General features: G+C 42.6%; 12 protein-coding genes. 1 reads left to right on the forward strand and 11 read right to left on the reverse strand.

Annotated features, from left to right (window positions below; translation table 11 throughout):
• Window positions 1-18 precede the first annotated feature (18 nt).
• Window positions 19-1,305 (reverse strand): hypothetical protein, encoded by a 1,287-nt coding sequence (locus AC58QC_RS00540; RefSeq protein ID WP_497413260.1) that lies wholly within the window; start codon window positions 1,303-1,305, stop codon window positions 19-21.
• A 139-nt stretch (window positions 1,306-1,444) separates the two neighbouring features.
• Here AC58QC_RS00540 and AC58QC_RS00545 point away from each other — a divergent pair, with 139 nt between their 5' ends.
• A complete protein-coding gene (locus AC58QC_RS00545) occupies window positions 1,445-2,254 on the forward strand; it encodes a helix-turn-helix domain-containing protein (protein WP_497413261.1) in 810 nt (269 codons plus the stop codon).
• Window positions 2,255-2,311: 57 nt separating this feature from the next.
• Here the strand turns inward: AC58QC_RS00545 and AC58QC_RS00550 are convergent, their stop codons facing one another.
• The 10 genes from AC58QC_RS00550 to AC58QC_RS00595 form a co-directional block, all read right to left on the reverse strand.
• Window positions 2,312-3,781, reverse strand: coding sequence for a hypothetical protein (locus tag AC58QC_RS00550; protein ID WP_497413262.1), 1,470 nt, complete (start codon window positions 3,779-3,781; stop codon window positions 2,312-2,314).
• Window positions 3,782-3,978: 197 nt separating this feature from the next.
• The gene (locus AC58QC_RS00555) at window positions 3,979-5,553 is read right to left on the reverse strand and encodes an extracellular solute-binding protein (protein ID WP_497413263.1); all 1,575 of its coding nucleotides are present in this window, start codon (window positions 5,551-5,553) and stop codon (window positions 3,979-3,981) included.
• Between the two features lie 203 nt (window positions 5,554-5,756).
• Entirely contained in the window at window positions 5,757-8,948 is a 3,192-nt protein-coding gene (locus tag AC58QC_RS00560; RefSeq protein WP_497413264.1) for a right-handed parallel beta-helix repeat-containing protein, read from the reverse strand.
• Between the two features lie 157 nt (window positions 8,949-9,105).
• Window positions 9,106-11,511: a glucosidase family protein gene (locus AC58QC_RS00565; protein WP_497413265.1), complete on the reverse strand. Its 2,406-nt coding sequence runs from the start codon at window positions 11,509-11,511 to the stop codon at window positions 9,106-9,108.
• A 205-nt stretch (window positions 11,512-11,716) separates the two neighbouring features.
• Window positions 11,717-13,918, reverse strand: a complete 2,202-nt coding sequence (locus tag AC58QC_RS00570) for a helix-turn-helix domain-containing protein (RefSeq protein ID WP_497413266.1) — start codon at window positions 13,916-13,918, stop codon at window positions 11,717-11,719.
• Between the two features lie 336 nt (window positions 13,919-14,254).
• On the reverse strand, window positions 14,255-17,107 hold the full coding sequence (locus tag AC58QC_RS00575) for a right-handed parallel beta-helix repeat-containing protein (protein ID WP_497413267.1): 2,853 nt from the start codon (window positions 17,105-17,107) through the stop codon (window positions 14,255-14,257).
• Between the two features lie 182 nt (window positions 17,108-17,289).
• Window positions 17,290-19,155 (reverse strand): heparinase II/III family protein, encoded by a 1,866-nt coding sequence (locus AC58QC_RS00580; RefSeq protein ID WP_497413268.1) that lies wholly within the window; start codon window positions 19,153-19,155, stop codon window positions 17,290-17,292.
• Between the two features lie 67 nt (window positions 19,156-19,222).
• The gene (locus AC58QC_RS00585; protein WP_497413269.1) at window positions 19,223-20,707 is read right to left on the reverse strand and encodes an ABC transporter substrate-binding protein; all 1,485 of its coding nucleotides are present in this window, start codon (window positions 20,705-20,707) and stop codon (window positions 19,223-19,225) included.
• A gap of 73 nt (window positions 20,708-20,780) precedes the next feature.
• Entirely contained in the window at window positions 20,781-21,674 is an 894-nt protein-coding gene (locus AC58QC_RS00590; RefSeq protein ID WP_497413270.1) for a carbohydrate ABC transporter permease, read from the reverse strand.
• 21 nt (window positions 21,675-21,695) lie between these two features.
• Window positions 21,696-22,616: an ABC transporter permease gene (locus AC58QC_RS00595; RefSeq protein WP_497413271.1), complete on the reverse strand. Its 921-nt coding sequence runs from the start codon at window positions 22,614-22,616 to the stop codon at window positions 21,696-21,698.
• Window positions 22,617-22,672: the final 56 nt, after the last annotated feature.

Here is a 22,672-nt window from a genome sequence, read left to right on the forward strand (position 1 = left end):
TCTGTCATTCAACCTATCTCAATAATCACCAGCAAAAGAGCTCTTTATTTCCTTGCCATCGTTCGCATAGCGAGCCATAAATTCACTTCTCTTTTCCATTGTTAGGTCGGCTGCCTGTTGGGCTAACGTGCTATCCCCATTGTATTGATGGTCAATGACCCATTTCTGCCCAAAGCCAGCGTGAACAACTTCATCTGCCCAGTCAAAATCCTGAAAGGTGGTCATAATAGGGTTCTTCACAACGTCGCGGCAGAACTCCCATTCCTCTCGTTTCCCCGGAGGATATTTCATGGCTGATTTTTCAATAGCAATTGTTAAATGGGTGTAGGCTTCCTCTATACTAAATAGATTCTTGGTCATATCATACCAACCTGTCCAATTAGCTGACTCATAAATATTATAACCGTGAAGACGCAAAGCCGCTTCTCCAAACCACGAGTGCCTTATTTCATCCCATAAATGACGAGCGGTATCATAATAAAATAACCATGGTTTCCCTTCGGAAGCAAAGTGAACACAAGCAACAGCTTCCGCCGGCGTCATTTCATTAAAGCGAGTGAACATCATTCTTTTAAATCGCCCTGCATCGCTATCTTCAAAGGTAACGTCCGTAAATTTGGCGACGGTTTTTTTGAATCGACGGTCACGCGTACTCTCCTCTGGTAATTGAAACGGGGTGGAAGCTACTTCATGAGCTGGGTCCAGTTCTTTGCGATCTCCCATCCCATTTACGCCACCGGCAGCTAGCAGGTGATCCTTCAAGCAAGCTTTCCAGTTCTCAGCCTGCAAGCGTTCTTCTTCAGTGGCCTGTTCGGAGATCGCAGTAATGGCCTCCAACCCCCACTGGACTTGATTTTCTCGATCCCTCAGTTGATGTCTCAGCATATGAATGGTTGGATAATCGGCAATTGGCTGAGCAAGACAGAGATAATCTTGAATGGCATCGATTTGCGCCGGTTTAATGACCTCAAACATCGCTGTAAGCAAGGACAAGGTGTTTCCAGAGTCCAGTAATTTGCTCATCAAACGCTCTAAATCAGGATCCGGACATTTATCAAAAGCTACCGTACTCATACGCATCTGCTTGCATCGATTGCGGGATTGATCATAATGGCTGGCGTCCTCCCAGACCATTCTTCCTAAAGCGCCTTTGATTTCATATTCAGGCCGCGCAATCATATGACCCGCTTCAATTTTCATTAATTGCCGATCAATATAAGCAATTCTTTGCAATCTTTTCGCTGATTCTGCTACAGATAGTCCTATTCTATCCCAATCTTCGATCTCCATAAACGGTTTCAACATATCTAATAGCCTCCAACTAATTTATATTATTTTACTTTTTATATAAATACAGTTTAGCTAATAAATATGATAAAATAAATGCACTATACCTTTAAAACGTTTATACTATACTACATAAAACAAATGGGAGTGGACGTAAGTGTCAATAATACCATCATCTTTTGAACTTGGTGTATCCTATGGCAAAATCACTTGCGAAGACTCGTGGAAATGGGATAGGCTCGATCGCCCTTTCGAAGATTGCGATTTGTGGTATGTATGGAGCGGTGAAGGCGAAATGCTTCTAAACGGCCAGACGTATACACTTTCCCGTGGCAGTTGCTTTTTGTTCCGACCAGGCGATCTTACAATAGCCAAGCATAATCCGCGCAAACCGCTAACCATCACCTATATTCATTTTCCGACTCCATCCTCAGAAGTCGCGTTGCCGAATGCATACAGAATCGTTTCAGACTCTTTTATGTTCGAAACCATTTTGAATCGGTATGTAGAAACACTACTCAATCCAAGGCTTGGGAGCACAGAAGAAGCCAAGTTAATGTTAAATCTGCTGATCATTTATTTACACCGCGACGATCAAGATGGCCATTCTATTGAATCTTCTGCGAGCCATCATCTTGAACAAGCCATTCGTGAGGTTGCTAGTTTTATTCGCCAAAACCCCAGTATGTCACATAGCATGGAGAACCTCGCGGAACGAGCTCAACTATCTCCCCGATATTTCTCCATCAAATTCAAAGAGGTCATGAAGGTCACATTAGAAATCTTTCTCATTCAAATGAAAATAGAACGTGCCGAACATCTTCTGCGTTTTAGTGGCATGAAAGTGACTGAAGTAGCGGAAGCATTAGGTTACCGAAATATTTATTTTTTTAGTAGACAGTTCAAGCAATTTACAGGAAAAAAAGCTTCAGATGTACGTAAAAGCACATTTTTTGAGCTTCCATAAAAAACACCCTTTCCTCCATTCGATTTTCCTATCGAACGAGTTAAGGGTATCTTTGCATTATCGCCAAATTCCAAGGTAAGGAACATCCGCTACACTGGATATCTGCAGCTCGGATTCCTCCCACTCACCGGGCATCAAGTAGATGCCTTCTCCCGTCTTCATGAATATGGGCTTCGGTCCAAATGCAAAATGCTCCGGCAAGGTACGATCCCCACCTACCCAACTCATGTCGCGTCCGAAGTGACCTTCGTCTTTGCGGCCAATCAGTTGGTACTGATCGCGTGCGAAGTAATCCGTGATCGTCCAATGCTGATCCCGTTCCACCCACATGCAGCCGTTCCCGAGCAGGATGGATGTCCTTTTACCAGCCTCTTTATCTTGCATCTCATTCCAAAATGTTTCATCAGCTCCGTGGCGAGCAACAAGATAAAGAAGATCAGACGAATGCCATGCGGACGATGGGGCGACATCTGCCTCATTGTTCCAACCTGTTGCGGAAGCAAAGTAGCCCCGCGGGTTCTGATAGGCAGCGTAAGTGCGGTCGCTACCTTCCAAATATACGCTGAGCTCAGCGTCAGGAACATGCCTCAAGTATTGCTCCACTGCATATAAGGTCCACCCCATGCCTGCAATCAACATCGGTTCATCGAGCTTCACCCACTGGCTGCCCGAATGGTACCAGACACGGTGCATCCTGACCTTGTCACGGCTGTCGTACCATACGCTCCTTGCTACGTGGCGGCAAAGTGCCCCTGCATGATTCAAATACCGCTCGTCTCCGAAAAGCTCATAAGCCAGTACGAGAGGTCCGATTAACAAGCCGTAATATTCGCCTGGCTCGGTACTAGTCTTATCTGCACCGTATCGGTAAGAGGCTTCGCAATCCATATCCGGCAGTCCCCTGAAGTGGAACTGTTCAATCATGAAGTCCAGTTGCTGTCGCAGTTCATCTCGCCGCTCCCCATCTGAGTCGAAAGCCCGAAGATGTAGCAGTTTACCCCAAATTCGTGAATATTCTTGGTTGCTAATTGCTCTGCCTTTGGCATTCTTAATGCCAAAGGAATAGATTCTATCTATCGCTTCAAAGTTGCGTTCCATGGCAGCAAGAATTTGACCTTTCACCTCTTCAGATAAATAGTCTTCCCCATATTGCAAGGTTAGACCAAGTGAAACATTCGTAATCCCGTTATGTATTAAGCCAAATTTGGCCGTATCTCCAATTTGAAAGCCGATATGGTCGTATTGGCCATCTTCTTGAAAAGAAGTCGTTTGAAACCGAATCATTTGAAGAAGTTGATTTTCGAGTTTAGTATCCCGTCTATCCTTAAGAAGTAGCGCTAGCGTTGGCAATAATGGGCTGCCCCATGTGCTGTGACCGCTCGTGAAATCCGACCAACGGTATGGATTTGATCCCCATACAGAGTGATTATGAAACCCGTGAATTTCTCCACTTGGTTGTACCCAAGAAAGAAGCCAATTGGCAAGTTTGCCAGCATGTGGCCGCTCTTCGATTTGATATTCTTTCATTTCAATATCCCCCAGTCATAGATGCCTATGATCGTAATTATACCCTTATCGTACTTCATAACTTGACTGGAAAGTTTCGTTACTTATCACTTTTTTGTTGATATTTTGCACAAATGAACGATATAGAAAAAATCCGGAAAGGGAGTATAGACTCCAAATCCGGATATCAAATTCTATTCAGGATTTTACTATTCGCATTACTTCTTCTTACGCTCCTTATACACTTGGTTTGCCTCTTCCGTTAACTGTTGCCCACCAGCTTTCATCCATTGCGAAACAAACTCATCAAAGCCCTTGTCGGTATCTATTGTACCTATAATAAATTTAATCATATATTCGTCTACGATCTTATCCAACGTCGCCGAAACCTTAGACGCAGAGGGAAGTATAGTCGGCATGATAGGGTCTCTAATCGTTTCAATTCCACCATTGACCTTATCTTTAAAATCTAGCTGATCTTGTGGACGATCGTACTTTTCCATCATTGTTGTCGATAGAGGACCAAACCAGAGTCCTGCACCAATCTGTGCTCCTCTTTTTTCCACTTCCGTAAATTCTCGATTTGGAATCGCTGCTTCTCCGATCATATCATAATGAACGCCTTTTTCACCGTAAGATGCTAAAAGATAGGAAACATCATTAGTCGAGAGATCTTCAAATATTCGCATAATTTTTATACGTTTCTTTTCGTCCATAGCGACAGCTGCACTAAGCATTTTCGGAGCCTGTGGAATGGTATTTGCCGCCATGAGATATGCTTTACCATTTAGCCCCTTAAACCCTTTGCCGAAGGTGATTTGTTTGCCATTGGCTTTCCACTCAGCACCAACTGCACCTGTTTCGTGAATGTGGTACCAAAGGGCGGAGTCCATTGCACCTGTACGACCATTTAAGAAATTCGCACGCAGTCGCGTCCAATCATCCGTCACAAACTCAGGATCAATAAGATCAGCTTTGTACCATTTGCTCAATGTCTTGAAAGCTTGCCTAGCCTCATCTGTCACCATACCATAAACAACCTTACCATCTTTAGCCAGGTTCCATCCGCGTCTCTGAATGCCGTAAGCGGCAAAGATTGAACTGAACATCTGTCCTGGTACATCCTTACCACGAGCAGAGAGGCCATATGTATCCTTCTTCCCATTGCCGTCCGGATCATTATTGCGAAATTTAGTCAGTAAATCCTCCAGCTCCTGAATGGTTTCAGGCGTTTTCGTTACACCTACTGCTTGGAGCCATGCGCTGTTATAAGCCGGAACAAACGGACTATTGCCCTCCAGATACACCTTTGGAATACCCCAGTTTTTCCCTTTGTACAAGCCATAACCAAAAATATTTGGATCGAGCTTTTCCATTTCAGCTGAATATTTAGGCATATATTTTTTGATTTCATCCACGGAAAGGCTGGCAATTACCCCTTGATCGGCCCATTTCTTCATCATATCCATGGATGCATCACCCGTAATGACATCAGGAATTTCACCAGCAGCAATTTTCACATTAAGCTGATCATTCCAAGTTGCAGGATTCAGATTCATGTTCTTGATCTTAACATTAAACTTCTTTTCCAAGTATTGCTGAACAAGATTTTCATCGGAATTCGGAGGATAACGGCCAGTCCAAGTGATTTCTATAGGAGGATCACTTGCAGCCACGGCACTAGGTACAGGTGTTGCTGAGTTATCGAATTTGTTACTGGAACAGCCTGCCCCCCCCCCACCTAACACTATTATGGTGAGAAGAACCGCTACATGACGTTGAATGTTCTGCATTTCATACATCCTCCATTTTCAGCACTATATATTAAACGAAGATAAGGCTTCGAAATTTCCATACTCCTTCTATATCAATATATTATATTCGAAAATTCGACATCAAGCGAACGGCAGGACAAGAAACGATTCAATGAAAATAAGAAGGAGCCATTGCTAACTCAACGTTAGCAGTGACTCCTTCTATTAAACAATCTAATGGATTATTGCACCTTCACATCATCAAAATACACATTAGCAGTCAGACTGTTAACCCACCAATCTCCCATGGAAACCTGGTTAAAGCTAGTTATTCCAGTTGGGGAAGACACGAGTGTCCCATCGATATACATATCCACCTTGGTTCCTGAAGTGTAATCAAACTTAAACTCATGCCAACCCGTTGTACGGTTTACCGTGGTCGCTGTAATCGTGCTGTTCACGCGAATGGCATATTTGCTTGTTGATGTAGCGGTTGCTACCCCTATTCCTCTCCATAGCGAACTGTTGTCCCATGCCGCATTATCCACCTTGGTGAACACTTGCATATTCGTATTGGCTGCATTGTCATAATACCAAAGTGTCACCACTTTATTCTGATTCGTGCCGAACGAATGCGTAATGACATCCGAATCCTCATTCAGAACATAGCTATTACTACTGGAATGAGCTTGCGTAGTGCTGAGTGAAGCCGTTCCTTTGGACGATGACCAGTTACCCAACCCACTTTCGAACGTATCTTCAAAATATGATGGAGGCGGAGGCGGGTCAGTCACACTTATATCGTCGAAATAACCATTACTCACACTATTCCCTGTCCACCAATCTCCCATGGAGATCTGATTAAAACTGGTTACGCCAGTTGGGGAGGAAACGAGCATCCCATCGATATACATATCCACTTTCGTTCCAGATGAGTAATCATACTTGAACTCATGCCAACCTGTTGTACGGTTTACTGCAGTAGCTGTAACTGTGCTGTTAACGCGAACGACATATTTGCTTGTAGATGTACCGGTTGCTACCCCAATTCCTCTCCACGCTGTGCCGTCACTCCATATAGAGTTATCGACCTTACTGAACGCAGCCATGTTCGTATTGGCTGCATCGTCATAATACCAAAGCTTCACGATTTTATTCAGATTCGAGCTGAACGAATACGTTATGAGATCCGTATCCTCATTTACAACGTAACTATTACTGCCGGCGTGTGCCTGCGCAGTACTTGTTGATGCGGATCCTTTCACCGAGTTCCAAATAGCCATTCCGTTCTCAAAACTTTCGGAAACCAAGTCACCGAATAATATTGCGGATTCCTTAGAAAAGTCACTTACTAAGCCAACGGATGTCCGAGCTACAGCTACATAATAATACGTTGTTCCTTGTGTTACTGCCGTATCAATGCAAGAAGTTGTTGTTACTGAACTACATACTGTTGTTGTATAAGGACCGCTCTGAACGGTTGAACGCTTTACATCATAGCTGACAGCATTCTTCACGCCTTGCCAAGACAAATTAATTTGCGATCCTGATACTGAGGATGCCGACAATCCTGTAGGAGCTACGGCATACGGAAAGTCGCTCTTAATTCCGATGTTCGCATAATCCATTAGAGAATCATTAAATCCCGCATTCCAACTCACGTTGGAGAAGGTATGAGAACCAGAACTGTTGTGGAATGCCATTCCCTGGGAGTTAGTAACTTTCATATTAGAGAAGGATTGACCGTACGTACCACCATCCATGAATACACCGTCTGGCGCGTAATTCGTCATAGAGGAATGCGCACGCGTGTTATCTATCGTAATTTGATCCATATAGTTGGTATTATATGGGGCCGAATTTACGGGTGATGTGGAGAACATATAGATAGCTCCCGTGTCACCGCTATCCTGTGTCGTATTATAGATCTTAAGGTTCTTCACTACGTTATTTCGCGTGTAAATATCAGCATTAGGTATGCTCACATAAGCATCGATTGCAACTGCATATCTAGGACTATTATAGATCTCACTATAAGAGACCTCATTATTACCACTGTTCATGATATAGACGCCTGATGGATGCCCCACTAATTCTCCGATGTCATGAATAAGGTTATTCGATAACACATTATTTTTAAGTACATCCCCTTCACCGGGATATCTGCCTTCAAGATAGATACCTGAATGTCCGGTATGTTCAATCAAGTTTCCATAAACCAAGTTATTTTGGTTATAGAACAGCATGTAGATCGCTGAATAACCACTGTTCTTAAAATGATTATTCAAAATCGAAATATGATCGGTATTTTCCAAATACAACATCCCAGTTCGATGCTGCGGCATTGTCATTTGGCGGTCATAACCAGGGTAAGTATGTGATTCCCCCGAATCCCCGGCATTCACCCAAGCATGGCGATACCAATCTGTAAAATCAGAACCTTCTATACTTAATCCATCAAAATGAATATGGTGGACTCTGGCCGTTTCTGATGAACCGATCAGTGAAATCACTCTTTGGACTTTCGGAGCAATTATCGTCTGGCTGCCAATAGCCCCATCCATGGCGTAGTAATAAATATAACCCGATGAAGAATCCAGATAGAACTCACCTGGTTGATCCAATAAATCTAGTACCCCTTGAATGTAATAGCGAGAACCGTCTAGATGAAAGGCGCTCTGGTATATAGGGTATCTGGTCGACTGCTGAAGTGTGATTTGACGTGTAGTCGTATTAATGCTGGAGATAGGCACAGTATCCGCAAACCAATCCCAATAGTCACCTGACCAAATAAAGACTTGCGCCTCAGCTAAATTCCAAGGAGTTGGATTTAAATCTCCGGTTTTGTATTGAAGAACTGTTCTTGAATTATTAACTCCCTCACTACTCAGATAGTTTGCTTGTGAAGTCGAGTAAATGCTTCCAGGATTCTTATTCGGGTAGCGTGCTTTCCAAGCCCTCTTTCCATTCTCATACAGCGTTTCGAAATTCGTTCCCGTTCCGACATATGCTTTGTAAATATTGCCTGAATGCTCTGTCCAGCCCGTTATCGGCTGTCCGCCTATAAGGTGTGCGCTGCCAAGTGCATCTTTATTTTTGTAATTAATAGTATATCCATTGCTACCGGAATCATTTTCATTAAAGGTTATCGTATTATCTACATAATAATCCCCTGCTGCTACAATTACATCGATGTCCCCCGTCATATTCGTATTTAATCCGTTGGTTCGAATATAATCACGGGCTTTCCCAATCGTTGCCCAAGGCGATCCGAGTGAACCGTCACCTGTTGTGTCACTGCCGGTGGTCGATACATAGAAAGAGCTTTGTACCGCTGCACTCACGGTTTGAACTGGCACGATTCCAACAAATAGGGTCACAATCATTGCACTCGAGAGAAGTAAAGAAATCGCTCTTTTTGTAAACGCTCTCATTTTTTGTCCTCCTAAGATGTGTTTAGTTACTTGTTGTAACTTTCCGTCTTACTGGTCTTGTTGTTCCTAATTTCCTCCTCTCAGTCATTAGTCAAGCCATATGTGATAGGCTGCTCCTGTACCAAGGTACAAGAGCAAGCCTCAAACACCATCTTTTTTACTTCTCAAGACTTATTTTTAATTCATGATAGCCATGATCCGGCAGCTTGACATCAACAATCGCTGCTTTTCGCCCTGAATGATATTGAACCTTCAATTGCTGTCCATCAATCATGCACACAGGTTCAACATCCGCATCGATTCGAATTCGGCATGTACCGTATCCTTTGATTTTGGCACTGATATGGTCAGCTCTATATACATACTCGGACAATTCTAGTCCATTTGCTGATTGTAGTTGAAGTAGGGTACTCCTAACATTCGTACGGTGAACTCTAATAGCACCACCTTGCTGAAATACCTCTGTAGGGAGCTTACACGTTCCTTTGTAGAGCACGCCATGCACTTCAACCGTTTCAATAAACGATCCTTCGCCAATAAGCTCAACATCATACAGTTGACCACGATAATGCAATCCTTGTAAGGCCAATTCCTCGCCTGAACGAGGCTTCAAACAAAGTCCACCAGCCTCAGATTCAATGCCCACTATTCCGTGTACGGCTGCTTGGTACCAACCTCTCATGGAGTAGCCCTGCCAAGTGCCCGAGAGACAATTCCATCGATCCAGTTCGGGTTCATCCGTGTCAATATAACAGGAGATTCCTTCTGGACATAACAGCTTACCTGTCCAATAACTCACCCATCCGACCCATTGTTCCATCAGATCCGTGCGATTATGGTGGTTGATCAGCTGCATATAATATTCGCCGGTAACCGGCCACCAGCAATGTAGTTGATTGCCGTCGCGATCATAGGCATCGTCCCACACCGGGATTTCTCTTAATCCAGCTTTGCTGACAATATTCTTTTCGAAAAACAAAAGATTCGCCTCTAACATGGGTTCGATCAAATCGCGGCAGTACGCATTCTCCCATTTAATCGAATTCGAATTAAAGCAATTGCGCTTCTCATGCGAGGATGCATCAACCGATGAGACAACGAACCCTTTCTCCTCATCATAGAATAAGGGAAGAAAGTGCTGCTCCATTTTCCGAAACATGGACTCAGCAAGCTCTCGCGTTTCCATATCCCCCATGAGATCAGCAAGGTATTCCATCGATCGTACTGCACAATAAAAGATGGTGTTATTGAAGCTGCTCAGGTCATTACCTGTCTGCTTCATATAATTCGGATAATCAGGGAACATGGAAGTGCCCTTGCCAAACCCTGTTTCCCCTGATTCGAGATTAGTGATCAATTTGAATATTTTCTTAGCAAATTCATAATGCTTTCTTACCGTCTCTTCATCACCGGAATCTGTAAAATAATACTGCAATAAGCAAATGTACATCCCTTGAGAAGGCGGAGAGCTAATGCTTGCTAGCGTCATATCATAATTAAAGAACAGCCCAATCCCCTTCTCGGGGTGTGCAGTATCCTCATAGAAGGCAAGCATATCCCTCAAGAAAGCTGAATCTCCCCAGTAATTGGTAGCCTGGTTGGACGTCATCCCATCCCATCCCCAGACCCAATAATAAGTACTCTTTGCCCTTATGGCTCCAGGGTGAGCAGGTGCCTTGAGTGATTCATGATACATGGGAGCAAGCGCAAAGAAATCATTGAGCTGCGGATACGGACTTTTGAGAACAGGCATACGGGAAGCCACTTCGTTATAACGTTGAAGCTGCTGACTAATCGATTCTTCGGCATGGTTACATAAGTGCCGGCAATCTTGCTGACCTTTCACCATGTCTGGATTGAATGTCATTACGAAAACAACTTCGTCTCCTACTTTCAAATCACCCGTTTCCAAGATGTGCTTCCTTGGCTGGTGGATGTCCACGTTCGAGCCGATGTGGAAATATAACGGTATCTCTTCCTCAGATATTTCCTGGGCAATTGACTCGTTATTCGTATAATGCTCCGCAAAAGTGTTCGTTGGACGATCAACCAACTTCCCTTGAAGCATGTTAACATCCGATTGTAACGTCCACGGGCTCCATGTACGCTCATATTTCCGGTTCAAATACCGCCAATCTACAGGGTCACAGCCCATCAAGCCATTCACTTCATAAGTAGTCAACCGTATCCGAACTGTTGGCTCTTGGCTGGCACGTACCTTAAATCGCATGATAATGGCTTCCTGGGCCGTGTATAAGGCATGCTCAATATGGACACTAGATTCCTGCCACTCTGCCTCATAGCCGAACGGATACAGGGAAACATTCTGATACTTCGGTTTCAATATGGAACAGCCTGTATTCGCCAAAAAGCGAATCCCGTCAAACACCTTTTTTATGTAAACTGTTCGAGCATTGTTCGTAGCCTTGGGATTAAAAAAATCAATCTGTGAAATACCTTCCTCATCATATTGTACAGCCAACCTTCCATCGGAAAACCAGCGAGGCGCGTGCGGCAATCCTTCTTCGGAATGTATGACACCTTTGTCTATGTGATAATTCATATCCTTTTCCTCCACGTGATGATTAAATTTATATTCTTATGCTACGGTATTAAAAGCGCATATTCTATGCCAATTTCATTGGATTTTGTCTACTTTTATTTGATATTCATATTATTTCAAGTGAATGCCATTAAATTTACCCCTTTTATCGCTAGGGTATACAACTGAAAAAGCCCTCCCCTCATGGGAAGGCGCTAATTAACTTCTATGTCCACCAAGAGTTCCGATATTGCATCGGTGTAACACCGAATTTCGTCTTAAACTTCGTAGCAAAATACTGAGATTTACGATAACCTACCATTGTGGCTATATCAGCAACTGACAACGAGCGTTCTGATTTCAGAAGTTCTGCAGCCTTCTCAAGACGAGCCTTCGTCACATATTCAGTAAAAGGAATGTTTAATACATCTGCAAATATCGTGGAAATATAGGAAGGTGACAAAGAAACTAGCTCAGACAATATATGCAACGATAGATCCTCGTGCAAACGCTCGTCGATGTACAGCTTGATTCTGTTAACAAGATCAGAGTGACCTTTGGTTTTCCCAGCTTCAATATATTCGGTTATTTGGATAACTAAATTTCTAATCCATGTCATCATTTCTTGAAAAGTGTTCGCTTTTTCTACTCGAAACAGATCCGAAATCGAGATAATATGATGCAAATTAAGTTCGATAACGATTTCAGACAATGTGGTTAATAACTGCATTTGTGATAATTCAACGACTTCAATCCTAACTTTTGATTTACAAAGTGCTTCTAGATCTTGTAAAACTTTCTTACTTTCTTCTATACTCCCAGCTCGTATTGAATTCTTTAATGGCTCATAAGATATCGCGATTGGATCGCTGCTTAGTTCGTATATCTCTGAATAAGAAAGAATGATTTGCGGTCCATACAGGTATGTATAGCGAAGATTATGAACGGCTTCTCTATACGATGTCTGTATATCTTCAATGTTGTGAACGGCAGGCCCCATAGATGCGGCGAACCCATACTGGACTTTCTCACGAAAATTTTCAAGTTGCGTTCGAATTACTTCATCTGACCTCTCCACATTCATGCTTAAGTAAAACAATATGGCAACCTGATTCTTATTCATGGGTGCTATATCATATCTAATTGTTGGACTCTGATTCTTGAACTCTATAGCTTGACAGAACGATTCACTGTTTGCACTAATTACATGCAAGGCAACGGTCAAATATTGGCATTGAGTTGGAATCCGATCTATGGTGCTTTCCTCGAAGAAATTGCCAATAAGCAAGTCATTCAGCTGACTTTTTTTGACTCTTGTTTCCATACTGCTTATCTTTGCATCCAAATAATGAATCGTACGATTTATTATTTTATATTCATTATCTGAGGCCGATGATTGATTAGAATGAGAAGGTTGTAATCCCCTTATGGTTAGCAGAATGGATTTTAATGGAAAATAAAACCTTCGGGATAATAAATAAGTAATCAATAAACCTAACAGCAAGATGAAAAGGCAACTTACCACAATCTGCTTTTGAAATAGCTTACCGGATAAAACAAATGAATCCAGAGGACGGATAATGGCATATTGAAAGGATTCCACAGTGCTTCCTTTAAAAGTTGCAATAATTTGACGTCCCTGTGACGCTTGTACCACCTTCATCGCAGTATTGTCAGAGGAAGATTTCAAAATTTCCAAGACTGACTCTAAGTCCTTTTCATTATATTTGTCAGTATGTAAGATGGGTTGCTGCTCCGTATCGAACAGATAAAGCTGTTCGTATGGTGAATTCATTACTTGTGTAAACAATTTCGCTAAATAATCCACTTCCACATCTATGTACATATAGCCCTTTGCTTTATCCTCTGGAAAACCAATAGGCAAAGAGATTAAGTACGTAAGTACTTTGTTATTTCCTGCATTTGTACGCATAAACCATTTATTTCTGGGAATCGTTTTGATACTAGCTAATAAATCACGATCCGGTGATTGCTCTCGTCCTGGGTAAAAGTAGCTTCGATCAAAAGCAAAGTCACCTTCTTGAACATAAACAGATAAATTCGAAATCCCCTCATTTGCGACTTGAATATATGAGATTTGTTTCGTCAACGAGATGATCTCCGTTATATTTTTTTCCCATTCGGTATTTAACAGATTATATAAAGTTTCCTTATAATCCGGCTGTACACCAGTAAAATATTTTGTCGTCATTCCTTCAACATATCGGGGCAGTACGCTTTTCTCCAAAAAATCCTGTGCAATGGCCAGCCTCGAACGGCTCTCCTTCGTCAGTTCGTTTAGCATCAGATCATTTGCTTGTGAGAACAAGTATCCACCAATTGCCGCGATTAATAAAACAGCAAGAATACTATAAGACAGCACTAGGCGGATGAAGTAACTACTGCGAAATTTGGGGACGAGTCTCATTGCAAGAGCCTCCTTTGAAAAAAAAGAATACCGCTCCATGATAAATGGAAGCATTGTGAAGTGCACCCAATTACGGAAGAAGCGGTTTCATCTGTTAGCTTTAATTTTATGTAATTGAGGCGTGCATGAATAGGGAGTCAAATTAAAGATTTGAATATTATATTGCTTGTCCTGGCAAATCAAAGATACCAAAAACAATTAAAGTAACTTATTTAAACATCTTCTCTTCAAATAACTTTTAGTGTGAATTCCCTTACGCTACTGAACAAAGATGGTTTCCCCCTTGAATAAGAAGCGGCCTCTCTCATATTCGAGAAGGCCGCTTCTTCTAATGAACTACTGGATATTCACATCATCAAAATACGAAGTGTTCGTATTACCAGACCACAAATCTCCAATCGTGATCCGTTTGAAGTTAGTCACACCGGTTGGCGATGAAACAAGTGTACCGTCAATGTACATATCTACTTTCGTGCCTGAGGTGTAATCCCACTTGAACTCATGCCAGCCTGTGGTTCTGGTTACGGTTGTTGCAGAAATTGGACCGCCTAGCCGTATCGCATATTTAGTTGTCGAAGTCGGGGTATTGACCATGATTGCCCGATTCGTTATACCGTCATCGACAAAGCCTGCTACTTGCATGTTTGTCGCACTCGCATTGTCATAGAACCACATCGTAACCACTTTGTTGTAACTTGCGTTGAAATTTTGGTTAATGTAATCCCTATCTTCATTAACAATAAAACTGTTGCTGCCAGAATGCTTAATAGCTGTACTTGTCGAAGCAGTTCCAGCCCCTACAGCCCAATTACCCAGTCCACTCTCAAAACCATCAAAAGCGTATATGGATTGGTAAACCGTTGAATCTAGAATAAGTCCTGCATCATCAGCATAAGCTTCTCCCGTGCCAGACGTCTTCTTGAAATAAATCGTAGCACTCGTATTCGCTGCACCTGTCGTGAAATTGACCTTAACAAAGGTCCAGGTGGAACTAGAAGATGGGGTCGACAAATCGGAACCGCCGTAGTTTTTGACACCTAATGCGACAGTTTCACCAGCCGGCGTTCTCAGCCAGCCACCTGCGACATAACTCGTATTCGGTTGCAAGCCTGTAATCGTCTGTTCAACACCGTCAACACCGCCGCTTAACTTTACCCCATAGAGTTGAGAACGAGAATGTCCGGCATTGGCAGCCATTCCCCAGTGATTCTCATTGTAAGCAACAGCATTGCCGGCATCCGTTGTGGACCAACCCGATAAATTCCCTAGCTCAAATCCTGCGTTCACTACCCTATTCATAGTAGGTGTACTTGGCGTCGAATATGTTGGACTAGGCGGAGTCGTGAAATTATGACCAGCCGTCCAATTCGTGCCGCCATACTCATAAGAGCCAATATCTGGCGCACTGCCCACATAGCCATCTGTAATGCCAGGTATGATGATTCCTGCATCTTTGGCTGCAGAAGTCGAAAGCAACTGATAATCACGAGCTGCTTCATTCACAAATCCCGGCGTGGTCGTCAGGTTGCTGCCGTAGGTTGTATACGATGATACTTCGGCATCATAACCTTTAACAATATTGTTAAAGATACGATCCCCGTACATATCCGTTGTAAAAATATTGCCCCAAGCTTGAATCGTGCCCGCATTCGTCCATGAGGTATTATTGTAGACGAGGTTATATTCGGAAGGTATGTTCAGCTGCAATCCAGCGTTATTCCAAGTCACGTTATGATGAATGACGAAATTGTTCGTATAATTATCTAGATAAATGCCCATGCCTAAACTTGCCGATTTGGCATCGTGCACCCAATTGTGATGAATCTCCGTGTTTCCTCCATCCGTATTCGGTCCATAAAGCATGCCAAGGTCATTTGTTAGCCATCCTGCATTGTATACGTTATTATATTGAATGTCATTTGCGCTCATTCCGGCGTAGAAGTAGATGGTTACCCTTCCTGCATCACTCACCGTATTATGGCTAATCAAGCTATTAGCCCCTTTAAGGTTAACAATCCCTTCCCAATCCGGAACATACCCTCCATCATGAATATAGTTATTTATCACGTTATTCGAGTTGCCCTTTACTGTTACTAAACTACCTGAGCTATAGGCAAGCTCGCTGTCTCTGATGACATTATTGGTTCCGTCTAAAATAATACCAAGATTCGTTTGCTCATTTGCTAACGTATTGAGCTTATTATGGGAAATATATTTGCTTACGATGCCTTGCAGCAAACAATTATTAGTCGAACTATTCATTTGAATCGTCGATGCTACCGTTTGAATACCTATTATATCCACATAGCCTTTACCGGATAAATCGAAGGCAGTCATTCTTTTTTTGGCTTCCACGGTTTGGCTTGACGGGCTTCCTCCACCTGGGGCCCATAAGTAGAGCATGGAGTTCGCAGAATCATACCACCACTCCTTCTCCACATCTAAGGCACCCTTGATTCCTGATAAATAATATTTATTACCTGATGCTGGGACATAAGCGGACCCTGTTGACTTTAAAGCACCAAAAGTTAGTTTCTTCGTTGTAGCATCATAAGCAGTGATCGTTGAAGTCATGGCAATCCAAGCACTTCCGCTTGTCGTCCAAAGTGTGGCCCCGTTCCAGAAACCTGTGGCTCCAGGAAGATTCGTATCTACGATATGCGTCAAATCCGATCCGGATTGTGCCGTTGCTCGGGTAGGCTGCAGCAAGGTACCTGTCTGATTAGGCCAACGTGCCTCTTCCATCATAGCACCATTCGCAAACACTTGGTTGCCTGCTCCTAAGGTCCAACTCATTGGAGCTTTATAAATATTCCCACTATCCAACGTCCAACCCGATACCACGTCATTCCCACTTACGATAACAGTTTCACCTGAATAGTTCTGGTACGTAATCTTGTTTCCCAATGTCCCCGAATTCGCCGGAGTAACTGTTTCACGATACGTTCCTCCCCTCACATTGACCGTATCCCCAGCTTGCGCCGTGAGCGCAGCCTTTTGAATGGTTAGGAAAGGGGTACTTAACGATGTTCCATCGTTGGAATCGCTTCCATTTGTAGCTACGTAATAGTTGGTTCCTGCGGCATGTACTTCTGTGTTAGGTGCTGCAACTGATAAGGGGGCGATGATAAGAGCACTCAGCATACATTTTAATAAACCATTCTTCCATCCACTTCTGTTTGCATTCATTCGCACACGCTCCACTTTGATCATTTTGTGTGTTCCAATTCGTCGAGACACAATCATAATCTTCTGAAATCTGAGCTGCGTTGCCTATCCTTAACTGCTACCTCCCTTTCAATAAAATATTGCAATATATGCGAAAGGAAGCCCGTTCTTAAAACACGGGCTTACCTGTAACGCCGAAGTGATTACTTTCTCTCCTTAATTTCAAAACGAAACTCAGAAATCATCTCCTGTTCCACCTTTGTGCGATTCAACAAAATTCGGTAGAATGACGTTCCTAATTTGTAATGAGAGTCCACTACAATGTGCTCGATTTCCATTTCCCACATTTCTGGCTTGTAGCTCATCGTCACGGTATTCATCTGTAAACGTCCGGAACCTATCTTCTGAGGCACCACCGAGCTTATGAAAACCTCTTGAAACGTCTCTGGTGTTTTATTAAAAACAACGCTATCTGTAATAACCAGCTGTGGGACTTCATGTAACGGACGCTCCCATACAAATTCACGGGTTAGACGATCCAAGAAATCGCAATCGTAGGCTTTCGTCAAATCCATAACGACTCGCAGATTATCTTCTGAAATTTGGCTGTGAAGAATCTCAGACCTATACGATTTCCCAAACCCTTGTCTACAGCCGTCCACAATCGGAACGGAATGTCCATGTGAGCCTGCGTTGATCATCTCGTACCGATAGCCGGGTTGGAAATATTGTTTGGTATAGACCCCTAGCCCCAGATCTGCCAATATGTTCTGACCATCGACATGTAAAATAAAATGCCCTAGATCATTATGGTTGTGAGGCTCTTCATTATGCCCGCCTTTGGCAGCAAAAGCGGCTATTCCTCCGCTTGAATCCCTTACTTTCGAGATCACCCATTGATTACCGGCAAAAACCTGCTCCTGAACTATCTCTTCCTCATTCACAGCAATGAACGATTCCATGTTTAATGACCAAAGCATTACTCTTGTTGCATCTACCCAATAGCCGGGAACTGGGCTCATTCGGTACTTATCGGTCGGCAGCTGCAGAGTTGGCACATACTGACGTAGTCGTTGAATAAGTCCAGGATTCAACGTTACTTGATCAGCCGAATCGGAGAAATTAACGACTTTCCCCCCAGTTAACATGCAAAATTGCGGAAATTGAGAAATAGGATCGACCTTCGCATCTGTGAGAAGTGAAATTCGCCCCTGTGTTCGTTCTTTCAACAATTCCGCAAAATAAACAAAATGTGAGAATCCATATTGCCAATAAGCAGGTCCTTCCGGTGTCGCACCTTGCTCGTCAAAGCCTGAGAAGTAATTCCTCAAGACCCCAATTACACGCCATAGCATTCCTGCCAACTTCTCACTGTCTTCGATCATATAGATAGCCGTTGCCCCAATGCTTGCTGAGCAAACTGCCGGCCAATTGTTTGTTTTTAATTCCCAATTTTGCGGGGTCGGATCATGGAAATACACTTGAAATATGCGTCTATCTATCTCTTCTTTTACCCGCTGAACCACCCAAGGATGCAATCTTTCTTTCAACAAATGAACAGTTTCCGCTAAGGTGAATGCGGTCATTCCTGACAAAAGATCTACAGTTTCACGTGGCAAAAGAGGTTGATCCCAGGTCCCGTTCGGATAATCATTATTGTAAAGTCCAACATGTGCGGGCAAAACCCACGTATATTCGTTACATACGTTCCAAATAGCGTTCTCTAGTCCTGTCTTCCAATCCTGCTTATCTTCCGTCATCGCAAGCATGCTGAACGCATGGATTCCTGCATACAACTGATCTCGCTGTGACTGAAATATGGCCCTGTCTCCCGAATCACCAAACAAAGTGAATTCCGAAAACAACGGTGCTCGCACGGGGTTTTCAAGTAAATGTGCCGCTTGCTTCTCCAATGAATGCCAGAATTCCGAATAGTTCACATCTTCCCTAATTCGTCGCCAATTCTCAGAAGATTTCGCTTCTGCATAAAGAGAACGTGGTAGATGCTGTGTTTCCTCCAAAGCATTCTTTAGCTGCCGAAAAGTTAATTGCTGTAGCATTCGCGTCATCCCTTCTTCCTAACAAGTAAAGGGGGACCACAGAAAGCTGGATCCCCCACTATACTAAAGTCAGAACTTATTTCTGAGTCTTTCTCCATTCGTCAACTTGCTTTTGAATCTCTGCCAGCACTTTATCCTGACCTGCCGCTTTTCGTTTATCGATGTAAAGTTTCATCATTTTGTCCGTATCATCAAGTCCGTTTATAAGAATAGGCTTAAATTCGGTTGTGATAGCAGTCAATTGAGCGATTTCATTTTCAACATTTTTACGGTCAAAATTGAAGCTAATCGCAGGGTCAATGACAGAAGAATCATTCAATTTCTTGGTTTGTTCCCATACATCATCCGCCTGTCCAGGTACGACAAAGCTATTGAATTCGTTACCGAATAACCAGCCAGGTAAAGCGTAAGCACCTGCTTTAGGTTCGATACGGTTAGCAGAAACCTTGGTATAGTCTTGCCCTTCAATTCCAAATTTAAGCAAGTTGAACAGCTCTTTATTCGTATCGATCAGGTTGATCAACATCATCGCACGATCCGGGTTTTTGGATGTCGTGCTTATTGCGTTCAATGTACTCGTTACTGCAGATTTACTAATAATAGATGGTCCAGTTACAAGAGATGCAACATCAAAACCATAGGTAGTCTTGGATTCAGCATCACCTCCTGGTTTTTGACGAGCGTATCGACTGTATACTTTGCCTGCTTTGATTAAGGATAACTCATCCTTAAGTGTAGCAACGTCTTGAGGGAAGAAGCCTTTTTGGTACCATTCTCTCATAAGCTTAAATTGCGGAGTCATCTGCTCATATTGGTTATATACTTTCCATGTCTTGGTATCTATAACAAATGTATCAGCAACTAAGGATTCAAGTTTGTCAGCGTAAGCAATATTAATTCCGTTACCGTCTCTAACAGCAGATATGCCTGGTTCTCCATCTTTAATCGTCTGGAAGACTGGGGTTAGATCACTCAACGATTTTATTTTGGTCAAATCGATCTTATACTTATCTACAAGATCCTTCTTCAACCACATGCCTGGCTGATCCCCCATAATTTGATTATTCGGAACGCCATAAGCTTTGCCACCCACCTTAATGGCATCCCACATTTCCTTTTTAAACATCTTAGTCAAATCTGGGTATTTCACTAGCAAATCGTCTACCGCAATATAAGCGCCTTTACTGACGTTATTCAAATAGTTATTGACCCAACTTGCTGTGAAAGCGATGTCATATTCTTCTCCTGAAGACATAACTAGCTGCATCTTTTTGTCGTAATCTGCTGGAGGGATAAATTTAAATTCAACCGTTGCTTTAATTTTGTCACTTATAATTTCATTTGCTTTTTGCATAACAGGAGCCACGTTTTTAGGCTCAGCACTTCTAATGTACCAAACAAGCTTTACAGGCTTTAATTCTTCAGGCTTTGCGGTCACTGTTGTGCTAGCAGAACTGGTACTACTCGGAGTCTCCGTCTTTGTTGAACAACCTGCGAATAGAAATGATACTGTCATAATTGAAGTCAAAACCACACTCATCTTACGAATCTTACTTTCCATTTAGAACCCTCCATGTTTATATGTTTATTTTAAAACTAGAATTTGGAATTCTAGTCTTAATTCGTACTTAGGGCTAACCTTTGACCGCGCCTACAGTCAATCCTTTGGCGAAGTACTTCTGAAAGAAAGGAAAAACGAAAAGCATCGGTGCTATGGCTAGTATACACATGGCCATTCTGGCTGATTCTGACGGTAGTTGACTTAACGTTGCCGTATCCACAATCCCGCCATCTTGCATATTTTTCAAAATTTCTTGGATGTTACTCAACATCACCTGTAGTAAATATTGGAGTGGATACATGGATTGTTTGTTAATAAATAGAAGCGAGCTGAACCAAGAATTCCAATAGACAAGTATTGTTAGTAACCCTACTGTTGCTAAGACTGGTGTTGAAAGTGGAACAATAATTGTTAGGTAAATTCTCACCTCGCTTGCGCCATCGATTTTAGCAGACTCGACTAAGGAGTCGGGCAGCGCCTTGAAGAAAGTTCGCATCAAAAACATGTTCCAGATGTTCCCTAATAATGGGAGAATTAATGCCCAATACGTATTTTGAACATGGAAAACTTTCGTCATCAGAATATAGTAAGGAACAATTCCCCCACTGAATAACGTCGTAAAGAACAAGTAGAAAGTAATGAACCTACTATATTTAAAATCTGACCTCGACAAAGCATAAGCGCACATGGAGATCATTACCACAGATGCAAAGGTACCTATGGAAGCCATGAGTATCGTAACCTTATATGCGTTAAGAATGGTCATAGGATGATCCAATATATAACGGTAAGCGCCAAAATCAATCTTTATCGGAATCAAGCTGTAACCAAATGTCGAGAGATCCACTTCATTGGACAGTGAGATAGACACAATTGCCCAAAGCGGGATTATAAACAATGCGGAAATACCTATGAAAAACAGATGAATCGGCAGCATGGAAAGCTGGTATCTCATGGAACGGGTCATTCCCTCTCCTCCCCCTTTTCTCTAAAATAACGAATTGTCTGAATTTATTCTACGCGCCAACGCATTGGTGCCGAGAACAAGCAGTAAACCTAGAACCGATTTCGTCAGTCCAGCTGCGCTAGACATGCCAACATTGCCTGAATCCGTTAACGCTCTGAAAATATAAGTATCGATAACATCCGTCGAACTGTAAACGGTTGGCGAATTCATTGGAAGCTGGTAGAACAAGCCGAAATCAGCAGTAAAGATATGTCCAATCGCTAATATAGTGAGAATCGTCATTAGTGGATACAGAAAAGGTACAGAGACTTTGGTAAGAATTTGCCACTTGCTCGCTCCATCCATTTTGGCCGCCTCATAATAGGTAGGGTCAACGCCTAAGAGCCCCGCATAATAGATGATGGCGCCTATCCCTATCTCTTTCCACATATTAGCTATTGGCATGATGTAGATCCAGGGTCCCGACTTATTGTACCAATCTATTGTTCCTAAACCGAGATCAGCTAACCATTGATTTAACATCCCCGATCTTGGATTCAGAAAAGAGTAGGCCATGTAGGCAACCACTACCCAGGATAAGAAATGTGGATAGAACATGATCGACTGGTACGTTTTGAGCAGCTTCTTACTTGTTATTTCATATAAAAGCAAGGCTACAAACACGGATCCTAGCAAATTAAGAACAATAAACGCTGAATTGTAACCCAACGTGTTACGTACAATTCGCCAGAGATCTGGGGACCCAAATAAAAACTTGAAATTACTTAAACCCACCCATTCACTACCTAAAATGCCTTTGTTGAACTGGTACCTTTTGAAAGCGACCATGGCTCCAAACATAGGCACATAACTGAAAATAGTTACATATATCACGAGTGGTAAAGTTAAAGCCAGTAATACTTTGTTTTTGATAAAGTCTTTCCATATTTGTCTAAGCTGCATGATTCCAAACCTCCTTCTGGCATTTATCGTAACAGATAAAGTTTCGGGTAGGATAG

The organism is Paenibacillus sp. J22P51, assembly GCF_059692215.1.

Excerpts from the sequence above, each read along its gene's own strand:
- AC58QC_RS00540 (WP_497413260.1), bottom strand. The coding sequence starts at position 1,305 with ATGTTGAAACCGTTTATGGAGATCGAAGATTGGGATAGAATAGGACTA.
- AC58QC_RS00550 (WP_497413262.1), bottom strand. The coding sequence starts at position 3,781 with ATGAAAGAATATCAAATCGAAGAGCGGCCACATGCTGGCAAACTTGCC.
- AC58QC_RS00555 (WP_497413263.1), bottom strand. The coding sequence starts at position 5,553 with ATGCAGAACATTCAACGTCATGTAGCGGTTCTTCTCACCATAATAGTG.
- AC58QC_RS00560 (WP_497413264.1), bottom strand. The coding sequence starts at position 8,948 with ATGAGAGCGTTTACAAAAAGAGCGATTTCTTTACTTCTCTCGAGTGCA.
- AC58QC_RS00565 (WP_497413265.1), bottom strand. The coding sequence starts at position 11,511 with ATGAATTATCACATAGACAAAGGTGTCATACATTCCGAAGAAGGATTG.
- AC58QC_RS00570 (WP_497413266.1), bottom strand. The coding sequence starts at position 13,918 with ATGAGACTCGTCCCCAAATTTCGCAGTAGTTACTTCATCCGCCTAGTG.
- AC58QC_RS00575 (WP_497413267.1), bottom strand. The coding sequence starts at position 17,107 with ATGAATGCAAACAGAAGTGGATGGAAGAATGGTTTATTAAAATGTATG.
- AC58QC_RS00580 (WP_497413268.1), bottom strand. The coding sequence starts at position 19,155 with ATGACGCGAATGCTACAGCAATTAACTTTTCGGCAGCTAAAGAATGCT.
- AC58QC_RS00585 (WP_497413269.1), bottom strand. The coding sequence starts at position 20,707 with ATGGAAAGTAAGATTCGTAAGATGAGTGTGGTTTTGACTTCAATTATG.
- AC58QC_RS00590 (WP_497413270.1), bottom strand. The coding sequence starts at position 21,674 with ATGACCCGTTCCATGAGATACCAGCTTTCCATGCTGCCGATTCATCTG.
- AC58QC_RS00595 (WP_497413271.1), bottom strand. The coding sequence starts at position 22,616 with ATGCAGCTTAGACAAATATGGAAAGACTTTATCAAAAACAAAGTATTA.